We start from the raw sequence: 16341 nt of genomic DNA on the forward strand, positions 1-16341 counted from the left end.
CGGCCGGCCAGCCGGACCAGGCATACCGCTTCCGCGGAACCACACAACAATACCAAAACTCAAACAGACAATTCCGGGGCTTCGCAGAGCGAAGAACCCGGAACCCACGACCGGATGAGCCCGTGTAACCCGGCCTTGGACGTCCCACCCAATCGTGGGTTCCGGGTTCACGCCTTCGGCGCGCCCCGGAATGACAAAGGGCGTGGTTGCAGGCAGCGACGATCAAGTATCCACGCCAACTACCCCAATAGCCGCGCCACCTCCTGCCGCAGGACGGGCAGGAGTTCCTCCTCGAACCATGGATTGCGCTTCAGCCAGGCATTGTTGCGCCAGGACGGATGCGGCAGCGGCAGGACACGCGGAAACACCGGCCGGGCGAGGATCTCGCGCCAGTTCGCGACGGTCGCCGAGAGATTGGCCGCCTCCTTCGGGCCGAAATGCCAGCTCTGGGCATAGCGCCCGATCGCCAGCACGAGCTCGATCTGCGGCAATGTCGCGAAGACGCGGGCGCGCCAGGTCGGCGCGCATTCCCGCCGCGGCGGCTTGTCGCCGCCCTTGGCATCGAGGCCGGGGAAGCAATGGCCCATCGGCACGATCGCAACCTTCCCCGCATCGTAGAAGGCGGCCTCATCGATACCGAGCCAGCTGCGCAGGCGCACGCCGGAAGGGTCGGTGAAGGGCCGGCCGCTGGCATGGACGCGCGTGCCCGGCGCCTGGCCGGCGATGCAGAGCCGCGCGGTCGTCGCGGCCTGGATGACCGGGCGGGGCTGATGCGGCAAGGGCGGCAGGTATTGGGGCGTATCGCGGCAGATGCGGCAGGCACGCAGCTCCGCCAGAACATGGTCCAGCGTCTCGGCTGCGCTCATCGGCGCGCCAGCTTCGACCGTCCCGGAGCCTGCGAGATCAGCCCGTCGCACACCCAGTCGGACTTCTTCGCGGAATAATTATAGGGATCGCCCTTCTCGATCCGGGCAAGGCCGTTGATGCGCCCGCTCGGACGATTGCGGATGACGATGAGGTCGCCGCTGGTCTCGATGGTGAAGCAATAGGTGCGCCGCTTCTCCTGCGGGCCGTAATAGTAGCAGACGGCATCCGGCGTCGTCGTCCAGCAGGCATCGGTGTTCGTCAGATGGCGATTATGCCCGCTCGCCCGGCCGTCGGCATGATGATACTCGCTGAAGGGCAGATTGCTGCCGGAATAGCGGCCCGAGACGGTGTTGCCCTCGAAGAGTTGCTTGATCTGATCGCCGGTCAAACGCTCCACTGCCGCGGCCTGGCTCGCGGCGAGCAAGCCCAGCATGACCATCGCAATGCGTGCGGGCCGGGACATCAGCGCTGCGCCAGCTTCCGGCTCATCAGCGGCCCGGGGGCGCGCGAGATCAGCCCGTCGCAATACCAGGGCGTGCCGTTGTCGCTGTGGTTGCGCGGGTTGCCGAGTTCGACCTTGGCCAATGCGTTGACCATGCCGTTGCCGCTGTTGCGCAGGACATAGAGATCGCCGCTCATCTCGACCGAGAAGCAATGCACCGTGCGGTCGGTCGGCGGGCCGTAATAATAGCAGATGCGGTCCGGCTTGGTGATCCAGCAGGCATCGGTATTGGCCTGCCAGCCATTATGGCCGAGCGCCTGGCCATTGGGGTCGTGATATTCGGTGAAGAAGCCGCCATTGGTGTAGCGGCCCGAGACGGTGTTGCCCCGGAAGGCACGCTCGATCGCCTCGCCGCTCAGCCTTTCGGCGGCCGGCGCCAATGTCGGCAGCGCCAGAACGGCGAGCAGGGCCAGAACGAAGCGCTGCATCAGACCTTCCAGCTCGGCCGGCCGGACAATGCGCCATGCCAGCGGCGGATATGGACGAAATCCTCCGGCAGCGGGATGCGCGAGGGCTTCATGAAGTCGATGGCGATGCCGGCGGTGATGTCCGCGACGGTCAGGGCATCGCCGCAGACGAAGGGATTGGCGGCCAGCTGCAATTCGAGCAGCCAGAGATGGTCGTCGATCTGGTCACGATTGGCCTCGGCCCATTCCGGCACCTGCTCTTCCAGCTCCGCCATCGAAGGATGGCTGTGGCGGAAGACGGCGGCGACGCTGGCGAAGAGCCCAAGCTCGACGCGGCGGTTCCACATCTCGATCGTCGCCTGTTCCTTCGCATCGCGGCCGAAGAGCGGCGGCTGCGGGTGGAGCGCCTCGATATAGCGGCAGATCGCGATCGTTTCGGCGAGCGCCGTGCCGTCTTCGAGTTCGAGGACCGGCAGGCGCTGGGCGGGGTTGAGTCGGGTGAAGGCCTCGGTCTTGTGCTCCTTCTTGGCCATGTCGACCGGCACGAGCTCCGGCAGCGGCACCCCCTTCTCAGCGAAGAAGATGCGGACCCGTCTTGGATTCGGCGCCCGCCCGCCATCGTAGAGCTTCATCAGATCCCCTCCGTCTTCCGCCGTACCCGATCACGGCCCGCGCCGGAAGGTCAACCGGATTGCCGGCGCTTCATGACGCGATCATGGCGGAAAGCCTCAGCGGGAGTGGCTGCGGCGCCAGGCTTCGGGGCGTTCGAACTGCGTCGCCCAGATGCCGCGGCCCGCCGCCCGCGCCTCGTCCTCCTCGGCGCGATAGGCGCCGTAGGAGACCGCATGGCCCTCGCGCACCAGTGCTGCGTTGATCTCGGTCTCGCCCTGCCTGCAGCGGGCGAGGCCACGGCCATAGCGATCCGCCTTGCCGATCTCGCACTGCGTCACGCCGCGCGCCAGCATCGCCTGGAGGGCGCGGCGCGCGTCGCGCCCGCAGGCGACCGATCTGCCGTCACGCGCGGTGCAGCTCTGGCGGTATTCGGGCGCGTCGATACCCTCCAGCCTCAGCTCCTCGCCGAGCAGTCGCACCGAATCGCCATCGATCGCCTGGGCCGCTCCCGTCAGCTCCCGGGCCGGGCCGAGCCGGTATTGCAGGATCGCGCCGGCGAGCCCGAGAAAGCCGAGCAGACCGAGCGCCACGACGAAATCGACCGGCCGGCCAACGCGGCGCCAGCCGAAGGGTCCATAGCGGGAGCGACCGAATCCGAAGGGTGCCATCAGGGAGAGCTTAACGATTTGGTGTCCATGATGGCGAGCCGGCCGCTGCATGCCGCAGCGGCCGAACGAGGATACACGCTCCCGATCATGGCGGAAGTGACGGCCGAACAGGTGCAGCGCGGGCGCGGACCCGACCCCTCGGCCGTGGCGCGCCGGAAGCTGGTCACGCGCGAGGTCAGGTCGGCGCGCGAACGGCTGACCTCTTCCACCGGGCTCGAACGCGCCTTCGACAACGAGCTGCTGCGCGTCTTCGCGCAATACCGCATTGCGGGCTCGGCCGGCACGCTGGTTCTGGCGCTCGGCGTCGCAGCAGCCGCCTGCCTCTGGCTGCCCGCGCCGCTCGTCGCGGTCTGGGCCGGCATCGTGTTGATGTCGACGCTGATCATCGTGCTGATGGCGCGGCGCTTCCTCGCCAAGGCTCCCGAGGAGGTCCGCCTGACGCTCTGGCGCCGGCTCTTCGCCTGCGCGGAGGGCATGCACGGTCTCGCCTGGGCGCTGCTGCTTCTGCTGTTCGTGCAGGTCGATGCGCCCGGCGCCAAGGTCTTCGTCACCACCGCCCTGCTGGTCGTCAGCGCTCTCACCGTCATGCTCTCGGCCACGATCCCAATCGCGGTCTATGCCGGGCTGACCCCGATCATCATGGGGATCATGGTCTTCTTCTGGGACCGGCGCGACATGGACAGCGTCACCATGGCGCTGATGGCGGCCTCGGCCCAGCTCTTCTTCATCTTCCTCGCCAACCGCCTCTATGCGAGTTCCGTCGCCTCGATCACGTTCAGGGCGGAGAAAGACGCGCTGATCGCGGAGCTGGAAACGGCGAACGCCAATTCGGACGAGGCCCGGCGCAAGGCGGAAGAGGCCAATCTCGCCAAGTCGCGCTTCCTCGCGACGATGAGCCATGAATTGCGTACCCCGCTCAACGCCATCCTCGGCTTCTCCGAGGTGATGAAGAACGAGATCTTCGGCGGGCATGCCAATGCGGCCTACAAGGAATACTCGGCCGATATCCACGGCTCGGGCCAGCACCTGCTCAACCTGATCAACGAGATCCTCGACCTCTCGCGCATCGAGGCCGGCAAATACGAGCTGAACGAGGAGGCCTTGTCCCTTCCCAGCATCGTCGACGACTGCCAGCACATGCTGGCCTTGCGCGCCAAGGCCAAGGGCCAGAGCATCCGCGCCCTGGCCGAACCGCAATTGCCGCGCGTCTGGGCCGACGAGCGCGCCATCCGGCAAGCCGTGCTCAACGTGCTATCGAACGCGATCAAGTTCACGCCCCAAGGCGGCGAGATCACGATCAAGGTCGGCTGGACCGCGACCGGCGGGCAATATGTCTCCGTCACCGATAACGGGCCGGGCATCCCCGAAAACGAGATTCCGATCGTGATGCAGAGCTTCGGGCGCGGCTCCCTTGCGATCAAGACGGCCGAGCAGGGCTCGGGCCTCGGCCTGCCGATCGTCAAGGGATTGATCGACCTGCATGGCGGCGGGTTCCATCTGAAGTCCAAGCCGCGCGCCGGCACCGAGGTGACGATCACGCTGCCAGCCGAGCGCGTGATGGACACGCTCGCCGCCCTGCCCGAGCCGAAGGCGAAACCGCGGGCCGCCTGATCCTCTCGCCCGAATCTCGCCTCATCGCTCGACGACATCCTCTCATCGCCTCGTTCAGACATCTCCTCCAGCCTCTCGGACCCTCGGATCATGAACCGGAAAACGCGCGTCGCCGTGCTCTATGGCGGAAAGTCGGGCGAGCATGAGGTGTCGCTGAAATCGGCGGCTTCCGTCCTGCGCTATATCGACCGCGAGCGCTTCGAGCCCGTGCCGGTCAGCATCGACAAGCAGGGCCGCTGGCAGTGCCACGACCTGCGCCGGATCGAGGGCGCCAATACCGAGAGCCTGCCGATCCCCGCCGATTCACCGATGATCCGGCTGGAGCCGCAGGGCGGGAGCACCGCAATCCTGCCGGCCGACAACGCCGCGCCGGCGATCGCGCCGGTCGATGTCGTGTTTCCGGTGATCCACGGCCCGCTCTGCGAGGACGGCGCCGTGCAGGGCCTGCTGGAGCTCGCCGGCGCTGCCTATGTCGGCTCGGGCGTTCTGGCCTCGGCCGTCGGCATGCACAAGGATATCGCCAAGCGGCTGGCCGCACTCGCCGGCTTGCCGGTCGCGCCCTATCTCGCCCTCTCGCGGCGCGACTGGCGGCGCGACCCGGAAGGCTCGGCCAGGGCCGCGCAGGCAGCGCTCACGCTCCCCGTCTTCGTCAAGCCCTGCAACATGGGCTCGAGCGTCGGCGTGCATAAGGTGAAGAGCTGGGAGGCGCTCAGTGCCGCACTCGACGACGCCTTCCAGTACGATACCAAGGTGCTGATCGAGCAGGGCATCGACGCCCGTGAGATCGAGGTCGCTGTCCTCGACGGTGACCCGCCGGTGGCGAGCGTCGCCAGCGAGCTCAATGCCGGCCCGCAGCACGAATTCTACTCCTACGAGGCCAAGTATATCGATCAGGACGGCGCCAGCGTCGACCTGCCGGCCAAGCTCGACGCCGAGCAGATGGCGCGCGTGCGGCAGCTCGCGATCGACGCCTTCCTCGCGCTGGAATGCAGCGGGCTGGCGCGCGTCGACTTCTTCCTCGACCGCCAGAACGGCGCCTTCTATTTCAACGAGATCAACACGCTGCCGGGCTTCACCACGATCAGCATGTATCCGAAGATGATGGAGGCCTCCGGCCTGCCCTACCCGGCCCTGATCACCCGCCTGATCGAGCTGGCGCAGGAGCGCCATGCCGAGCGGGCGGGCCTGAAGACGGATTACGCCTCCTGATCCGTCGCAGCGGGCGAGATCACACGGCCTGTGCGGAAGTCGGCGGCGCGAAGATCGCGCGGCCGATGCGCGCCCCCGCTTCGAGCATCTCCGCCGCGCCCCGGGCCTCCCCCGGCACCAGTAATTCGGAGCGACGCACCGGCGCGCCGCAATAGCCGAAGATGCCGTGGTCGATCTGTGTCCGCATCGCGCCGAAGTAGCCGTGGCGCGCATAGGTGCGCAGATCCGCGCCGCCGATCGCGACGAGATGGATCGGCAAATGGCCGAGCTTCCGCACGACCCGGCCGTCCGGCATCTCCTCATAGGCCCAGCCATTGATGAAGACGCGGTCGATCCAGCCCTTGAGCAAGGCCGGGAACGACCACCAGTAGACCGGATAGACCAGCACCAGCGCATCGGCCCGGCCAATCCGCGCCTGCTCGGCCGCGACCATGGGGTCGACCTGCGCCTGCCTCAGATGCACCGCGACGTCATTGGCGCTGAAGCGCGGGTCGAATCCTTCGGCCGCGAGATCGGCGATTTCGAAGCTGTGGCCGGCCTGTGCGAGCCCGGCGCCGATCTGTCGCGCGACCGCGGCCGTCAGCGATTCCGGCAGAGGATGGGAAACCACGATGAGGCTGTGCATGGCTGGTGCCTTGATCGGTTGCGCGCCGCCTATCGGCGCTATATACTTTTAGTAAGTTACCAATGGTATATAGAATGTCAAGCGAGCCTCCTAAAGTCGCCGACGAGAGTGCGGACGGACGGCAAACCCGCCGGCGCCTCACCCGCGACGATCGCCACCGCCAATTGCTGGATACGGCCTGGAGCCTGATACGCCGCGAGGGCACGGATTCGCTGAGCCTCGGCCGGCTTGCCGAGGACGCCGGCGTGACCAAGCCCGTCGTCTACGATCATTTCGGCACGCGGGCCGGCCTGCTCGCCGCGCTTTACCGGGAATATGACGCGCGCCAGACGGCCTTGATGGACGAAGCGCTGGCAAAGGCCCCGCAAGAGCTCGTGGCGCGGGCTGGCGTGATCGCGGCCTGCTATCTCGACTGCGTGCTGACGCAGGGGCGCGAGATTCCCGGCGTCAGTGCGGCGCTTGCGGGTTCACCGGAGCTCGAACAATTGAAACGGGGCTATAACGCAGCCTTCATCGCGAAATGCCGCGCGACCTTTCAGCCGTTTGCCGCGACGGCCATCCCGGCGGCGGCGTTCTGGGGAGTGCTCGGCGCGGCCGAAGCCCTGTCCGGGGCAGCCGCAGTCGGCGACCTCACACGCAAGGACGCGCAGGCGGAACTGCTCTGCGTCATCGTGGCGGCCGTCGAACGGCACGCGGCCGCGGGGCCATAGCCCTTCGCGGCGGCGTGCCGAAGCCTCAGCTCAGTGCCGCGTCGTCTCGTCATCCTTCCGCGCAACCTGCGCCTGCTCGAAGGTCGCCATGCCCGAATGGACCGCCGCCGCCGCCTTGACGAGGCCGGCGGCGAGCGCCGCGCCCGAGCCCTCGCCGAGGCGCATGTCGAGCGCCAGCAGCGGCACCTTGCCGAGACGGGCGAGCACATCGGCATGGGCGCCTTCGGCCGAGAGATGGCCGGCGATGCAGTGGTCGATGGTCGAAGGCTCGATCGCGTGCAGGATCGCCGCGGCGGCCGTCACGACATAGCCGTCCAGGATCACCGGGATGCGCTGCGAGCGGGCGGCGATGATGGCGCCGCAGATCGCCGCGACCTCGCGCCCGCCAAGACGGCGCAGCACTTCGAGCGGGTCCTTGAGATGGGCGCGGTGAAGGGCGAGCCCCGCTTCCACCGCCGCGATCTTGCGCTTCAGGCCCTCATCATCGACGCCGGTGCCGCGGCCGCACCAATGCGCGGCATCGCCGCCATAGAGCGCCGCATAGATCGCCGCCGCGGAGGTGGTGTTGCCGATGCCCATCTCGCCGAGGCAGAGCAGGTCGGTGCCACCAACGAGCGCTTCCATGCCGAAGGCCATGGTGGCGACACAGGCGCGCTCGTCGAGCGCGTCGGTTTGCGTGAAATCGCCGGTCGGCAGGTCGAGCGCGAGGTCGAAGACCTTGAAGCCGAGATCATAGGCCGCGCAGATCTGGTTGATCGCGGCGCCGCCCGCGGCGAAATTCTCCAGCATCTGGCGCGTCACCGTCTGCGGATAGGCCGAGACGCCCTGCGCGACGACGCCATGATTACCGGCGAAGACACAGACCAGCGGGCGCCTGACCTCGGGCGAGGCCTTGCCCTGCCAGGCCGCAAGCCATTCGGCGATCTCCTCCATGCGGCCAAGGCTGCCGGCCGGCTTGGTGAGGTTAGCGTCGCGGGCGCGCACCGCATTCGCCGCCGCCATGTCGGGGCCGGGCATCTGCGCGATGAGGTCGCGGATATCGTCGAAGGGCAATCCGGAGGCGGCCATGGCTGTTCCGTCTGGCAAGGGGCTGCGGCCGGCGCGAGAGCGTGGCGGCAAAGTCTGCGCTGCTGCTATAGGGTCGGGAGCGTGAAGACAATCGAGCGAGACGACGCGGCAGGCATGGCAGAGGCGGAAACCACGACCGAGACGCGGCCGCCGGACTGGCCGGGCTGGGGAATCGCGACCGCGATCTGCCTGCGCTTCTGGTCGCGCCTGCCGGTGCCGCTATTGCCCGGCGAGAACGACGGCCATGCGATTCCGGATTTCCGGGAGGTGCCGCGCGCCCTGCCCTTCGCCGCGCTGGTCATCGCCGCGCCGGCTGCGCTCGTGGCGCTGGGCGCGGGTCTGGCGGGCCTCAGCGGCTTCGTCGTCGCGGCGCTGGCACTGACCGCGCTGGCTCTGACCACCGGCGCCTTCCATGAGGATGGACTGGCGGACACTGCCGACGGGCTGTTCGGCGGTCATACGGTCGAGCGCCGGCTGGAGATCATGAAGGACAGCCGCATCGGCTCCTATGGCGCGCTGGCGCTCGGGCTGTCGCTGCTGCTGCGGGCGAGCCTGATCGCCATGATCCTCGAGCGCTCCGGCGCCTGGGCTGCTGCGGCGGCGCTGCTCGTCGCGGCGCCCTGGTCTCGCGCCGAGGGGCTCTTCATGCTTGCGACGCAGCCGGCGGCGCGCAGCAGCGGGGCTGCGGCGGCCGTCGGCCAGCCTACGGTGCTGACAGCGCGGATCGCGCTGGGCTTGAGCCTCTTCCTCGCAACCGGGATCGGGCTCGCGGCGGAGCTGCCGATCACCGGTCTGCTCCTCGGCTTCGCGCTGGCGCATGGCGCGGCGGCCGTGCTGTCGCGGATGGCGCGGCGCCTGATCGGTGGGCAGACCGGGGACATCCTCGGCGCAGCCCAGCAGCTTGCCGAGATCGCGATCTATCTCGGCCTCGCGCTGGCACTAGGCTGGACCGCGCGATGACCACCGCTTCGACGCCCTGCATCAAAATCTGCGTCATCGATCCGGTCAGCAAGCTCTGCGAGGGCTGCGGCCGGACGCTGGCGGAGATCGCGCAATGGGGGCGATTGAGCGAGGCCGAGCGGCTCGCGATCATGGCGGTGCTGCCGAAGCGCTTGGCCGACCGCAGGACCTGACGATCAGTCCCCAGCCGCGCCAGCCAGATCGGCCAGCGCATCGCCGGTCAGGCGATAGAACACCTTCTTCGGATAGGCGGCGGCACCGAGGCCGTCATAGAAGCGCAGCAGCGCCGCGTCGTCGGCATCGGCCGTCCAATCGATGCGGCGATGGCCACGCTCCAGTGCGAGTTCCGCAAGCGCCGCCATCAACCTGCGACCGAGGCCGGCACCCCGCGCCGCATCAGCGACATAGATTTCCTTGAGGAAGAAACCCGTCTTCAGGCCCGGCCCCGGATAGAGATTGCAGGCCGAAGCGAAGCCGAGAATCGCCTCGCCCTGCACGGCGATGAGGATATCGACGCCGGAAGGCAAGGCCGCGAGCCCGGCGAGAATCTCCGCCAGCGGCGGGCACGGCACGCTGTAATGGCCCTGCATCTCGACCATCAGCGCAGCCAGCGGCTGATGGTCCGCGGGCTGGAGCAGCCGGATCGCGGTCTCGCTCATGGCCATCCGCCTCAGTGGATGAGCGACCAGATGAAGCGGCTGGCGACGAAGAGCAGGAAGATGCCGAAGGCGACTTCAAGGCGCCGCTTCGAGAGCTTATGCGCCAGGCTGGCGCCGATCGGGGCGGTCCAGATCGAGGTCGGAATGAACAGGATCATGCCGATCAGCGAGACATAGCCGAGCGAGAGCGGCGGCAGGATCGCCATCTTGGGCCAGCCGGCATAGATGAAGCCGAGGGCGCCGGGGATCGAGATCAGCACGCCGAGCCCCGAGGAGGTCGCGACCGCCTGGTGGATCGGCCGGCCGTAGAAGGTCATGAACAGGCTGGAGAGCTGTCCGCCGCCGATGCCCATCAAGGCCGAGAGCACGCCGATGACGCCGCCATAGGCGACCATCAGGGGCTTGCCGGGCATGTCCTCGCCGAATTTCCAGCGATCGGCGGCGAAGAGCAGGCGGATGGCCGAGATCAGCGCGACGATGACGAAGATGATCTTGAACAGGTCGGCCGGCGCATAACGGGCAATCCAGCTGCCGAAGATCACGCCGATCACGACGGGCACGGCCCAGACCTTGAGGATCGAGAGATCGACGAGCCCCTTGGCCCGGTGCGCGTTGAAGGAGCGGATCGAAGTCGGGATGATGACGGCGAGCGAGGTGCCGACCGCGAGCGGCATGCGCACCTCATCCGCGACGCCGATGACGCGGAAGACCTCGTAGAGCACGGGCACGATGACCGCGCCGCCGCCGACGCCGAAGACGCCGGCCAGAAGCCCGGTGACGGCACCTGCCAGCACGAGCGAGACGGCGAGGAAGGCGAGATCGCCGAGGGGAATGCCAGCAAGCATGACGAGAGATCCGGTGAAGCAACCCGATCTCTCGGCCATTTGGCCGGCGGGGGCAAGATGCCACCCCCGCATGGCCGTTGTGTATATGGGAGCCGCCCGCCTCAGCCGCGCGCGGTGTCGAGGATCGGCGCGAAGCCGCCATAGACGACGCGCTTGCCGTCGAAGGGCATTTCGAGCGCCGCCATGCGCGGGTCCTCCATCATCTTGCCCCAGGCGGCGGCGCGCACCTCCCTGGAGGGCCACTCGACCCAGCTGAACACCACCGTCTCGCCGGATTCGGCCTTCACCGCGCCCTTGAAGTCAGTGACCTTGCCGTCGGGCACGTCGTCGCCCCAGGCATCGACGACGCGACGGGCGCCGTATTCCTTGAACAGGGCCGCATGGTTGGCCGAGAAATCGCGGTAGTCCGCCTTGCGCTCGTCCGGAACGGCGACGAGGACGCCGTCGAGATACCCCATCGCGCCGCCCTCGCCTTCGTCGAGGATCGAGGCGAAGCCGCCATAGATCATGCGCTTGCCGTCGAAGGGCATGGTCTCGCCCCATTGCTTCATGCGCGGGTCGTTCATGATCTTCTGGTTGGCCGCGTCGCGCGTCGCCCGGTCGGGATATTCGAACCAGGAGAAGACCACGACCTCGTCCGGCGTCGCCTTCACGGCGCCCTTGAAGTCGGTCACCTTGCCGTCCGGGACATCGTCGCCCCAGGCCTCGACATGGCGCCTGACGCCGAATTCCCTGAACAGCGGCGCCGCATCGGCAGCCATCTTGAGATACTCCTGCTTGTTCGCGGCGGGCACCGCGACGACGAAACCATCGACATAGGCCATTGCAGATCTCCCTGTTCGCGGCTGCTAGGCGCAACCGCTTCGTTAAATGTTGATATCAACGCGATAAGTCCGGAACGGGTCCGTCAAATCGCGTTCAATCGCAGCAGGAACTCACCGCGAGCTCGGGCTGGAAGCTCGCCGCGCCGAGCGGCTTGCTCGGGTAGCGGTCGTGATGGCGGACCCAGTCCATGATCCCGACCTCGTTGCGCCCCTTCGGGGTCATATCGAGGAAGTTATGGGCGCCGATCAGGAGGTCGCCACCGCGGGCATAGGTCGAGTAGGTGTGGAAGATCTCGCCGGCCTCGTTGCGATAGAAGACGCTGAAGCCCGGCATCTCGCCGCCCTGCCCGTCATGCATCGCGTAATTGTACTCGTAGCGGCCAGCCGCCCGCTCCTCCGGGCTCGGCGAAACGTGGAAATCGTAATTGAAGTCGCTGTTCGCCGAGGACACCCAGGGGAAATCCCAGCCCATGCGGTGCCGGAAATTCTGGAACTCGGCGTAAGGCGCGCGCGAGACCACGACGAGGCTGACATCGTGATGCCTGAGGTGCCTGTTGGCGCCGTCGAAATGATCGGCGAGGAAGGAGCAGCTCGGGCAGCCCTCGCGGGCGCCCGGCCCGAACATGAAGTGATAGATGATCAACTGGCTGTTGCCGGCGAAGAGATCGCCCAGCGACAGCGCGCCGTCCCAGCCTTCGAACGTGTAGCCCTTCTCGACCCTGACCCAGGGCAGCGCGCGCCGCTCGGCCGAAAGAGCGTCGCGCCGGCGGGTCAGCTCCTTCTCGTTGGCGAGGTGGAGCTTGCGCGCGGCAATCCACTCCTCACGGGATACGATCCTGTGTTCCATCGTCTCCTCTCCTCCAATTCCCGCCGGCGCGCAGCCGGCGGCTTCTTCGGCGCGGCGCGGATCATGCCGCGGCGCGCGGTCGCTCAGGCGAAATAGGCCTCGAGCTTGACCATGGTGCCCGTCCAGCCATGGGTGTGGCCGCGGACGGCGGCATCGTCGGCGAGCTTCTCGTGCAGGAGCGTCAGGATCGTGCCGTCGCCATCGGGCTTGAGCGTCACGGTGACGCGCGAGACCCGTTCCGGCGTCGTGATCCAGGACCAGCTGAAGACGAGACGCTCGTTCTCCACCACCTCCAGATAGCGGCCGAGCACCTCATGGCGCTCGCCGGTATCCTCGATCATCACGACACGGTAGGCGCCATCAACGCGCGGGTCGATCTCCGCCTCCTGCGCCACGACATTCTCGGGGCCGAACCAGCGCACCAGCAGGTCCGGATTGGTCCAGGCCTCGTAGACCTCGGCCGGCGACGCGTTGAGGCGGCGCTTCATCGTGAGGCTGGGTGTCACCGGCTGATGCATGTGCCCGCTCCTTGCCTTCAGCTTTCGCCCTTGCGTCGCGCTTCGAGCAGCGCCTCCAGCGCATCGAGCCGCTCGGTCCAGAAGCGCTGATAACGCGCCAGCCAGCCCATCGCCTCCTCCATCGGCTCCGCATTCAGGTGGCAGGACACGGTGCGCCCCGCCTTGGTCCGCGTCAGCAACCCGGCATCCGAGAGGACGTCGAGATGCTTCATGATGGCCGGGAGCGAGACCGGAAACGGCTTTGCCAACTCGCTGACCGACAGCCCGTCCTCCCGCTCCAGACGCGCCAGCAAGGCCCTCCGCGTCGGGTCCGCCAAAGCGGAGAAGGTCCGGTCGAGCTGCGCATCTTGAAACTTAACCATAAAGTTAAGTGTAAACGCAAGCCGCTTCGCCCGTCAAGCCGGTCGTTTCCGAGGCGCTTTTCAGGGCCGTCTCAGGCCGCGGCAGCAGCCTCATGGCGCGAGACATGGGCGATGGCCGCGCGCAGGTCTTCCAGCGTGGCATCGGCGCCGACGCAACGCTCGGCGAGATGGCGGCGGAACAGGCGCGCGCCCGGACGGCCCGGGAACAGGCCGACGAGATGGCGCGTGAAGGCATGCAACCGCCCGCCCCGCTCCAGATGCGCGGCGAGATGCGGCTCCAGCGCCTCCAGCATGGCGAAGGCATCGGCCACGGGCGCCTCCTCGCCGAAAAGCAGCGGATCGGCCTGAAGCAGGATCTCGGGATTCTGATAGGCCTCGCGACCGATCATCACGCCGTCGAGCCTCTCCAGATGGGCAGGCCATTCGGAGGGCGCCTTGATGCCGCCATTGATCGCAATCGGCAGGTCCGGATTGGCCGCCTTCAGGCGATAGGCGCGCTCATAGTCGAGCGGCGGGATCTCACGGTTTTCCTTGGGTGAAAGGCCCTGCAGCCAGGCCTTGCGGGCATGAACGATGAGGGCATCGACGCCGGCCGCACGCACCGAAGCGGTCAACGCGTCGAGCGCCGTTTCCGGGTCCTGATCGTCGACGCCGATGCGGCATTTCACCGTGACGGGAACCCCGACCGCCGCCTTCATCGCCGCGACGCAATCGCCGACGAGCGCCGGCTCGCGCATCAGGCAGGCGCCGAAAGCCCCGCCCTGCACGCGGTCGGAGGGGCAGCCGCAATTCAGGTTGATCTCGTCATAGCCGAAATCGGCGCCGATCTTCGCGGCTTCCGCTAGCAGCTTCGGGTCGTTGCCACCGAGCTGGAGCGCGACGGGATGCTCGACGGCATCGAAGCCGATCAGCCGCTCGCGATCACCACGGATCACCGCCTGCGCCGTCACCATCTCGGTATAGAGCAGCGCATGGCGCGACATCAGGCGATGGATGACCCGGCAATGCCGGTCCGTCCAATCCATCATGGGTGCGACCGAGAAGCGCCAAGGATTTTGCGGACGATCCATCTCTTTGATTTCGTTCAATAAATTTCCAAACAGCCTCAAGTCCGCAGCCATATGGCTCACTGGATATCCGCTAAAGTCCGTCGGATTTCAGCGGATATCCGTCGATAACGGATGATCCGTCGCTCGCACTACAGCACATGCTGTAGTTGGACGGGTCATGCAGTAATTGGGCTGGCCCATCATGGCAACAATCATACTGCGCAAGCGCGCGGACGGAACGATCGGCTATCAGGCGCAAATCCTAATTTCACGCGACGGCAAAAAACCCCACAGAGAGACGAAAACATTTGATCGCGAGCAAGCAGCGAAAACTTGGGCCAAGCGTCGCGAGAAAGCGCTGAAACTCCCCGGCGCCCTCGAACAAGTCAGAGCCAAAGATCCGAAGCTCGCCGAGGTCGTAGACCAATACATTCGGGAATATGAGCGCGCCATGGGCCGGACCAAGGCGCAGGTGTTACGCGCGATAAAGTCCATGCCGATGGCCGAGATGCGCTGCTCCGAAATTCGTAGCGCCGACTACGTTTCAATGGCTCAGTCGCTCGACGTGAAGCCACAGACCCGCGCCAACTACATGTCGCATCTCGGCTCGATCGTTGCCATCGCCCGCCCAATGTGGAGCTACCCGCTCGATCAGCAAGCCATGAAGGACGCGTTTGTCGTCTGCAACCGCATGGGGATCACCGGGAAGAGCAAGGCGCGCGATAGGCGCCCTACCCTCGCCGAGCTAGATAAGATCATGCAGCACTACGGCGATAGGAAAGCTCGCAGGCCGGCGATGATGCCCATGCAAAAGATCGTCGCCTTCGCGATCTTCTCAACGCGCCGACAAGAAGAAATCTGCCGGATCAAATGGGCTGACCTCGACGAAGCCGGGGCTCGCATTCTCGTGCGCGACATGAAGAATCCCGGCGAGAAGATCGGAAACAACGTGTGGTGCGACCTCCCGCCCGAGGCACTGGCGATCATCAAATCAATGCCGAAGGTGGGGGACAGGATATTCCCCTATTCGTCGGGAGCGATTAGCGCCAATTTCACGAGAGCTACGGCCTTCCTCGACTTCCCCGACCTAACCTTCCATGATCTGCGCCACGAAGGGGTGTCGCGACTTTTCGAGGTGGGGGTCTCGATCCCGCGCGCCGCAGCCGTATCCGGGCATCGCTCGTGGCAAAGCATGAAGAGATACACTCATATTCGCCAGACCGGCGATAAGTTCGAGGACTGGAAATGGCTCGCCACCGTCACGGGAAGCTAACCTAACGAAGGGGTATCGGATTTCCCTTTGCGTACGCCGATAGGCTCGTAGGGTTTCGTCGGGTACTCCCGGAAGCTCACCCCTCTTTCAGTGAACTCGATTCCGGCCGCTGCCAACTCGGACATCAGCACGAATAGAGTCGACTCGTGAGGCTGGCGCTTTGCCGATTCGAGGTCCGCTATGGTCGAGCGGCTGACCCGGATTCCATCCGCAAGATAGGATTGCGACCAGCCCAATAGCGCTCTAGCCGCCCGAATTTGCGCTGCCAACAGAGCGAAATCACTCATTTTGCATTATATCCATCATATCGTTGACAGCGGGCATAGCGCGCATTACGTTCAATATCGGTCAAAATGACTGATGTCGAGCAGTGAGGCAGCAATTGCCCAATCAACCTTACCGAAGCTTTCCCGAGCTTATTTCCATGAAGCAGGCATGCGCGCTGACCAGCCTGTCCCGCTCGACGATTAGCAGGCTCTGCACTGAAACGTCGTTTCCGGCTCCTGTACCGCTTGGCCAACGGCGCTTCGCATTCGTTCGGTCCGAAATCGATCGCTGGATCACGAACCGGATCGAACAACGTAACGTTCGCTGAGCAGCGTTCTCAGGCTCACACAATGTGTTTCGGCGTGCAAGTTTGACCCCTTGAGGCGGGGGATCGGCGTCCAACTTTGACCCCCTTGAGCCGGTTTCGGTGAGACTGTCCGTTCTGGTTTCAGACGGGC

At 66.3% G+C, this 16341-nt stretch carries 22 protein-coding genes; 7 read left to right on the plus strand and 15 right to left on the minus strand.

Annotated elements, in window-relative coordinates; genetic code table 11:
- Positions 1-239: 239 nt before the first annotated feature.
- From WFK61_RS25640 to WFK61_RS25660, 5 genes are all read right to left on the minus strand, one after another.
- On the minus strand, positions 240-866 hold the full coding sequence (locus tag WFK61_RS25640; protein ID WP_336814880.1) for a uracil-DNA glycosylase family protein: 627 nt from the start codon (positions 864-866) through the stop codon (positions 240-242).
- Positions 863-1330 carry a hypothetical protein gene (locus WFK61_RS25645; protein ID WP_336814881.1) on the minus strand — a complete coding sequence of 156 codons (468 nt, stop codon included), beginning with the start codon at positions 1328-1330 and terminating at the stop codon, positions 863-865. The genes WFK61_RS25640 and WFK61_RS25645 overlap by 4 nt, the downstream gene beginning before the upstream one ends.
- A complete protein-coding gene (locus WFK61_RS25650; RefSeq protein ID WP_336814882.1) occupies positions 1330-1797 on the minus strand; it encodes a hypothetical protein in 468 nt (155 codons plus the stop codon). Before WFK61_RS25650 ends, WFK61_RS25645 begins: the two co-directional genes overlap by 1 nt.
- A complete protein-coding gene (locus tag WFK61_RS25655; protein ID WP_336814883.1) occupies positions 1797-2408 on the minus strand; it encodes a glutathione S-transferase family protein in 612 nt (203 codons plus the stop codon). The genes WFK61_RS25650 and WFK61_RS25655 overlap by 1 nt, the downstream gene beginning before the upstream one ends.
- 96 nt (positions 2409-2504) lie before the next feature.
- A complete protein-coding gene (locus tag WFK61_RS25660) occupies positions 2505-3056 on the minus strand; it encodes a thermonuclease family protein (protein ID WP_336814884.1) in 552 nt (183 codons plus the stop codon).
- Positions 3057-3143: 87 nt separating this feature from the next.
- On the opposite strand from WFK61_RS25660, the gene WFK61_RS25665 reads away from it, so the two are divergent.
- Both WFK61_RS25665 and WFK61_RS25670 read left to right on the plus strand, forming a co-directional pair.
- On the plus strand, positions 3144-4667 hold the full coding sequence (locus WFK61_RS25665; protein WP_336814885.1) for a sensor histidine kinase: 1524 nt from the start codon (positions 3144-3146) through the stop codon (positions 4665-4667).
- A 90-nt stretch (positions 4668-4757) separates the two neighbouring features.
- Positions 4758-5876, plus strand: coding sequence for a D-alanine--D-alanine ligase family protein (locus tag WFK61_RS25670; protein ID WP_336814886.1), 1119 nt, complete (start codon positions 4758-4760; stop codon positions 5874-5876).
- Between the two features lie 19 nt (positions 5877-5895).
- Here the strand turns inward: WFK61_RS25670 and WFK61_RS25675 are convergent, their stop codons facing one another.
- Positions 5896-6501 carry an NAD(P)H-dependent oxidoreductase gene (locus WFK61_RS25675; protein ID WP_336814887.1) on the minus strand — a complete coding sequence of 202 codons (606 nt, stop codon included), beginning with the start codon at positions 6499-6501 and terminating at the stop codon, positions 5896-5898.
- A 74-nt stretch (positions 6502-6575) separates the two neighbouring features.
- Between WFK61_RS25675 and WFK61_RS25680 the strand changes: the two genes are divergently transcribed.
- Positions 6576-7211 carry a TetR/AcrR family transcriptional regulator gene (locus tag WFK61_RS25680; protein WP_336814888.1) on the plus strand — a complete coding sequence of 212 codons (636 nt, stop codon included), beginning with the start codon at positions 6576-6578 and terminating at the stop codon, positions 7209-7211.
- A gap of 30 nt (positions 7212-7241) precedes the next feature.
- Here WFK61_RS25680 and cobT read toward each other — a convergent pair whose 3' ends face one another.
- The gene (gene cobT / locus WFK61_RS25685) at positions 7242-8279 is read right to left on the minus strand and encodes a nicotinate-nucleotide--dimethylbenzimidazole phosphoribosyltransferase (protein ID WP_336814889.1); all 1038 of its coding nucleotides are present in this window, start codon (positions 8277-8279) and stop codon (positions 7242-7244) included.
- A 114-nt stretch (positions 8280-8393) separates the two neighbouring features.
- Here cobT and WFK61_RS25690 point away from each other — a divergent pair, with 114 nt between their 5' ends.
- Complete coding sequence (locus WFK61_RS25690) at positions 8394-9239, plus strand: adenosylcobinamide-GDP ribazoletransferase (protein ID WP_336814890.1); 846 nt, start codon at positions 8394-8396, stop codon at positions 9237-9239.
- On the plus strand, positions 9236-9412 hold the full coding sequence (locus tag WFK61_RS25695; protein WP_336814891.1) for a DUF1289 domain-containing protein: 177 nt from the start codon (positions 9236-9238) through the stop codon (positions 9410-9412). The genes WFK61_RS25690 and WFK61_RS25695 overlap by 4 nt, the downstream gene beginning before the upstream one ends.
- Positions 9413-9415: 3 nt before the next feature.
- Here the strand turns inward: WFK61_RS25695 and WFK61_RS25700 are convergent, their stop codons facing one another.
- The 7 genes from WFK61_RS25700 to dusA all read right to left on the minus strand — a co-directional run bounded on the left by WFK61_RS25700 (position 9416) and on the right by dusA (position 14364).
- Positions 9416-9898 carry a GNAT family N-acetyltransferase gene (locus tag WFK61_RS25700; protein ID WP_336814892.1) on the minus strand — a complete coding sequence of 161 codons (483 nt, stop codon included), beginning with the start codon at positions 9896-9898 and terminating at the stop codon, positions 9416-9418.
- Positions 9899-9909: 11 nt separating this feature from the next.
- On the minus strand, positions 9910-10743 hold the full coding sequence (locus tag WFK61_RS25705) for a sulfite exporter TauE/SafE family protein (protein WP_257733670.1): 834 nt from the start codon (positions 10741-10743) through the stop codon (positions 9910-9912).
- 101 nt (positions 10744-10844) lie between these two features.
- Complete coding sequence (locus tag WFK61_RS25710) at positions 10845-11567, minus strand: DUF1428 domain-containing protein (RefSeq protein ID WP_336814893.1); 723 nt, start codon at positions 11565-11567, stop codon at positions 10845-10847.
- 94 nt (positions 11568-11661) lie between these two features.
- Positions 11662-12414 (minus strand): DUF899 domain-containing protein, encoded by a 753-nt coding sequence (locus tag WFK61_RS25715; RefSeq protein ID WP_336814894.1) that lies wholly within the window; start codon positions 12412-12414, stop codon positions 11662-11664.
- An 83-nt stretch (positions 12415-12497) separates the two neighbouring features.
- The gene (locus tag WFK61_RS25720) at positions 12498-12932 is read right to left on the minus strand and encodes an SRPBCC family protein (protein ID WP_336814895.1); all 435 of its coding nucleotides are present in this window, start codon (positions 12930-12932) and stop codon (positions 12498-12500) included.
- Between the two features lie 17 nt (positions 12933-12949).
- On the minus strand, positions 12950-13294 hold the full coding sequence (locus WFK61_RS25725) for an ArsR/SmtB family transcription factor (RefSeq protein WP_442896382.1): 345 nt from the start codon (positions 13292-13294) through the stop codon (positions 12950-12952).
- A gap of 71 nt (positions 13295-13365) precedes the next feature.
- Positions 13366-14364 carry a tRNA dihydrouridine(20/20a) synthase DusA gene (dusA, locus tag WFK61_RS25730; RefSeq protein WP_336814897.1) on the minus strand — a complete coding sequence of 333 codons (999 nt, stop codon included), beginning with the start codon at positions 14362-14364 and terminating at the stop codon, positions 13366-13368.
- Positions 14365-14545: 181 nt separating this feature from the next.
- Here dusA and WFK61_RS25735 point away from each other — a divergent pair, with 181 nt between their 5' ends.
- Positions 14546-15616 carry a site-specific integrase gene (locus tag WFK61_RS25735; protein ID WP_336814898.1) on the plus strand — a complete coding sequence of 357 codons (1071 nt, stop codon included), beginning with the start codon at positions 14546-14548 and terminating at the stop codon, positions 15614-15616.
- Here the strand turns inward: WFK61_RS25735 and WFK61_RS25740 are convergent.
- Complete coding sequence (locus WFK61_RS25740) at positions 15613-15903, minus strand: helix-turn-helix domain-containing protein (RefSeq protein WP_336814899.1); 291 nt, start codon at positions 15901-15903, stop codon at positions 15613-15615. The two genes, WFK61_RS25735 and WFK61_RS25740, sit on opposite strands and share 4 nt — an antisense overlap.
- A 137-nt stretch (positions 15904-16040) precedes the next feature.
- On the opposite strand from WFK61_RS25740, the gene WFK61_RS25745 reads away from it, so the two are divergent.
- A complete protein-coding gene (locus tag WFK61_RS25745) occupies positions 16041-16211 on the plus strand; it encodes a helix-turn-helix transcriptional regulator (RefSeq protein WP_336814900.1) in 171 nt (56 codons plus the stop codon).
- Positions 16212-16341 lie beyond the last annotated feature (130 nt).

Origin of the sequence: Allobosea sp. MMO-172 (assembly GCF_037147855.1) — a bacterium.
Classification (GTDB): Bacteria; Pseudomonadota; Alphaproteobacteria; order Rhizobiales; family Beijerinckiaceae; genus Allobosea.

Excerpts from the sequence above, each read along its gene's own strand:
- WFK61_RS25665 (WP_336814885.1), top strand. The coding sequence starts at position 3,144 with ATGGCGGAAGTGACGGCCGAACAGGTGCAGCGCGGGCGCGGACCCGAC.
- WFK61_RS25660 (WP_336814884.1), bottom strand. The coding sequence starts at position 3,056 with ATGGCACCCTTCGGATTCGGTCGCTCCCGCTATGGACCCTTCGGCTGG.
- WFK61_RS25675 (WP_336814887.1), bottom strand. The coding sequence starts at position 6,501 with ATGCACAGCCTCATCGTGGTTTCCCATCCTCTGCCGGAATCGCTGACG.
- WFK61_RS25655 (WP_336814883.1), bottom strand. The coding sequence starts at position 2,408 with ATGAAGCTCTACGATGGCGGGCGGGCGCCGAATCCAAGACGGGTCCGC.
- WFK61_RS25705 (WP_257733670.1), bottom strand. The coding sequence starts at position 10,743 with ATGCTTGCTGGCATTCCCCTCGGCGATCTCGCCTTCCTCGCCGTCTCG.
- WFK61_RS25700 (WP_336814892.1), bottom strand. The coding sequence starts at position 9,898 with ATGAGCGAGACCGCGATCCGGCTGCTCCAGCCCGCGGACCATCAGCCG.
- WFK61_RS25745 (WP_336814900.1), top strand. The coding sequence starts at position 16,041 with ATGAAGCAGGCATGCGCGCTGACCAGCCTGTCCCGCTCGACGATTAGC.
- WFK61_RS25640 (WP_336814880.1), bottom strand. The coding sequence starts at position 866 with ATGAGCGCAGCCGAGACGCTGGACCATGTTCTGGCGGAGCTGCGTGCC.
- WFK61_RS25670 (WP_336814886.1), top strand. The coding sequence starts at position 4,758 with ATGAACCGGAAAACGCGCGTCGCCGTGCTCTATGGCGGAAAGTCGGGC.
- WFK61_RS25725 (WP_442896382.1), bottom strand. The coding sequence starts at position 13,294 with ATGGTTAAGTTTCAAGATGCGCAGCTCGACCGGACCTTCTCCGCTTTG.
- cobT (WP_336814889.1), bottom strand. The coding sequence starts at position 8,279 with ATGGCCGCCTCCGGATTGCCCTTCGACGATATCCGCGACCTCATCGCG.
- WFK61_RS25695 (WP_336814891.1), top strand. The coding sequence starts at position 9,236 with ATGACCACCGCTTCGACGCCCTGCATCAAAATCTGCGTCATCGATCCG.
- WFK61_RS25720 (WP_336814895.1), bottom strand. The coding sequence starts at position 12,932 with ATGCATCAGCCGGTGACACCCAGCCTCACGATGAAGCGCCGCCTCAAC.
- WFK61_RS25650 (WP_336814882.1), bottom strand. The coding sequence starts at position 1,797 with ATGCAGCGCTTCGTTCTGGCCCTGCTCGCCGTTCTGGCGCTGCCGACA.
- WFK61_RS25690 (WP_336814890.1), top strand. The coding sequence starts at position 8,394 with ATGGCAGAGGCGGAAACCACGACCGAGACGCGGCCGCCGGACTGGCCG.
- WFK61_RS25710 (WP_336814893.1), bottom strand. The coding sequence starts at position 11,567 with ATGGCCTATGTCGATGGTTTCGTCGTCGCGGTGCCCGCCGCGAACAAG.
- WFK61_RS25735 (WP_336814898.1), top strand. The coding sequence starts at position 14,546 with ATGGCAACAATCATACTGCGCAAGCGCGCGGACGGAACGATCGGCTAT.
- WFK61_RS25680 (WP_336814888.1), top strand. The coding sequence starts at position 6,576 with ATGTCAAGCGAGCCTCCTAAAGTCGCCGACGAGAGTGCGGACGGACGG.
- WFK61_RS25715 (WP_336814894.1), bottom strand. The coding sequence starts at position 12,414 with ATGGAACACAGGATCGTATCCCGTGAGGAGTGGATTGCCGCGCGCAAG.
- WFK61_RS25645 (WP_336814881.1), bottom strand. The coding sequence starts at position 1,330 with ATGTCCCGGCCCGCACGCATTGCGATGGTCATGCTGGGCTTGCTCGCC.
- WFK61_RS25740 (WP_336814899.1), bottom strand. The coding sequence starts at position 15,903 with ATGAGTGATTTCGCTCTGTTGGCAGCGCAAATTCGGGCGGCTAGAGCG.
- dusA (WP_336814897.1), bottom strand. The coding sequence starts at position 14,364 with ATGGATCGTCCGCAAAATCCTTGGCGCTTCTCGGTCGCACCCATGATG.